Consider the following 2,753-nt stretch of genomic DNA (forward strand, 5'->3'; position numbering starts at 1 on the left):
ACCTCCGTCCCACACCACCCCCGCCCCTCAGGGAGCCTCGCCATGCCGGGAACGTCCCGCAGAGCGATGGCCCTCTTCCCACTGGAGTCCTTCAAGGGCGCGCACCACACCGACTGGAACCTCACCATGGCCGCGACCGTTCTGGTCATGGCCCCCGTCATCCTCGTGTTCTTCTTCGTGCAGAAGGCGTTCGTCGAGGGCGTCACCCTCACCGGAGTCAAGGGATAACGCATGAAACTCACCGTGGTCGGCGGAGGCTCGACCTACACGCCCGAACTCATCGACGGCTTCGCACGGCTGAGGGACGTCCTGCCCGTCACGGAGCTGGTCCTCACCGATCCGGCGACCGACCGCCTGGACCTGATCGGCCCGCTGTCCCGCCGCATCTTCGACCGCCTGGGCCACCCGGGCCGCATCACGACGACCACCGACCTGGACGCGGCGGTGGACGGCGCCGACGCGGTCCTCCTCCAGCTCCGCGTCGGCGGCCAGGCGGCGCGCCTCCAGGACGAGACGTGGCCCCTCGACTGCGGCTGCGTGGGCCAGGAGACCACGGGCGCGGGCGGCCTGGCCAAGGCGCTGCGCACGGTCCCGGTGGTTCTGGACATCGCCGACCGGGTCCGCCGCTCCAACCCCGACGCGTGGATCATCGACTTCACCAACCCCGTGGGCATCGTGACCCGCGCCCTGCTCCAGGCCGGCCACAAGGCGCTGGGCCTGTGCAACGTGGCGATCGGCCTCCAGCGCAAGTTCGCGGCCCTGCTGAACGTGACGCCCGAGGACGTCGCCCTCGACCACGTGGGCCTCAACCACCTCACCTGGGAGACGGCGGTCCACGTGGGCGGCGAGAACGTCCTCCCCCGCCTCCTGACCGAGCACGGCGAGACGATCGCCGCGGACCTGCGCCTCCCGCTCCCCCTCCTCACCACCCTGGGCGTGGTCCCCTCCTACTACCTCCGCTACTTCTACGCGCACGACGAGGTGGTCCGCGAACAGCGAACCAAGCCCTCCCGAGCGGCCGAAGTCGCCCGCATGGAACAGGAACTGCTCACCCTCTACGCCGACCCCGCCCTCGCCGAGAAGCCGCCCCTGCTGGCCAAGCGGGGAGGGGCGTACTACTCGGAAGCCGCGGTGGACCTGGCGGCGGCCCTCCTGCGCAACGCGGGCTCGCCGCACCAGGTGGTCAACACCCGCAACAACGGCACGCTCCCCTTCCTCCCGGACGACGCGGTCGTCGAAGTCCCCGCCAGGATCACCCCGAAGGGAGCGGAACCCCTCCCCGTGTCCCCGATGGACCCCCTCTTCAGCGGCCTCGTCGCCGGCGTCACCGCGTACGAGGACCTGGCCCTGGAGGCGGCCCTGCACGGCGGCCGGGGCCGCGTCTTCCGCGCCCTCCTGGCCCACCCCCTGATCGGCCAGTACGAGTACGCCGACCGCCTGGCCGACACCCTGATCGCGCACAACCGGGAGCACCTCACGTGGGCCTGACCGCAGCCGTCCTCGCCGTCGACGCGGGCAACAGCAAGACGGACGTGGCGGTGATCGCCCCGGACGGCACGGTGCTGTCCACGGCCAGAGGAGGCGGCTTCCGCCCGCCCGCGGACGGCCTGGCCACAGCGATGGCGGCCCTCGCCAAGCCCGTCACCGCAGCCCTCCGATCGGCGGGCACCCCGGGAGCGACCCACCTCTCGGCCTGCCTGGCCAACGCGGACCTCCCCGTCGAGGAGGAGCAGCTCACCGCGGCCCTCGTCTCCCGCGCCTGGTCGGACACGGTCACGGTCCGCAACGACACGTTCGCCATCCTCCGCGCCGGCGTCTCGGAACCCCGGGGGGTCGCCGTCGTTTGCGGCGCGGGCATCAACTGCGTGGGCATGCGCCCCGACGGCCGTACGGCACGCTTCCCCGCCCTGGGCCGCTTCTCCGGCGACTGGGGCGGCGGCTGGGCGCTGGCCGAGGAGGCCCTGTGGCACGCGGCGCGCGCGGCGGACGGCCGTGGCGGACCGACGGCCCTGGCGACCACCCTCCCCGCCCACTTCGGCGTGCCCGACATGCCCGCCCTGATCGAGGCCCTGCACCTCAACCGCATCCCGCCGCGCCGCCGGCACGAGGCGACACCGGTCCTCTTCGCGACGGCGGCCCAGGGCGACCGCACGGCCCGCGCCGTCATCGACCAACAGGCCACCGAGATCGTCACGATGGCCACGGTGGCCCTCACGCGCCTGGACCTCCTCGACGAGGAAACCCCGGTCCTCCTCGGCGGCAGCGTCCTCGCGGCGGACCACCCCTACCTCACCGAGGGCATCCGCGCCCGCCTGTCGGCCACAGCCCCCAAGGCCGTACCCCATCTCGTCACGGCGCGCCCGGTCCTGGGAGCGGCCCTCCTCGGCCTGGACGACGTGGCGGCCCCGCCGGAGGCACACGAACGCGTGCGCGCGCACTTCGGCTGAGTGCCGCGTACCCCACCCCCCGTAGGCGGCACGCGCACCCCCGCCGCCGGGCACAACCTCCCGGAACCGAACGGATTTCCCGGGCGTGTTCCTGGGCAGGGTGGGGTGCGGCGGCCGGAACTTCCGGCCACAGCACGGCAAAGTGATCAAGATCGTGTCAAGGCCGGTGCGGATGTCGCGCCCGACGGCGATACTTGCCGCGGAGGATGACCACGGGGGAGGTCAGATGACACACACACCGAACACGGGCGCGCCACCCACGCTTCCGGCGATCCCGCCCCAGCCGTCCGCGCCGGCCCCCACCAC

General features: G+C 73.0%; 2 protein-coding genes and 1 pseudogene. All 3 read left to right on the top strand.

All coding sequences use genetic code 11. From position 1 onward, the window contains the following. Window positions 1–75: 75 nt before the first annotated feature. A pseudogene (locus CCN29_RS35065) lies at window positions 76–228 on the top strand (carbohydrate ABC transporter permease); the annotation flags it as partial. 3 nt (window positions 229–231) lie between these two features. Continuing rightward, window positions 232–1,488, top strand: coding sequence for a 6-phospho-beta-glucosidase (locus CCN29_RS26930; RefSeq protein ID WP_086685148.1), 1,257 nt, complete (start codon window positions 232–234; stop codon window positions 1,486–1,488). After that, window positions 1,479–2,447: an N-acetylglucosamine kinase gene (locus CCN29_RS26935; RefSeq protein ID WP_086685151.1), complete on the top strand. Its 969-nt coding sequence runs from the start codon at window positions 1,479–1,481 to the stop codon at window positions 2,445–2,447. The genes CCN29_RS26930 and CCN29_RS26935 overlap by 10 nt, the downstream gene beginning before the upstream one ends. The last annotated feature ends 306 nt before the right edge of the window (window positions 2,448–2,753 follow it).

This window comes from Streptomyces pseudogriseolus (assembly GCA_002154585.1).
Taxonomy (GTDB): domain Bacteria; phylum Actinomycetota; class Actinomycetes; order Streptomycetales; family Streptomycetaceae; genus Streptomyces; species Streptomyces pseudogriseolus.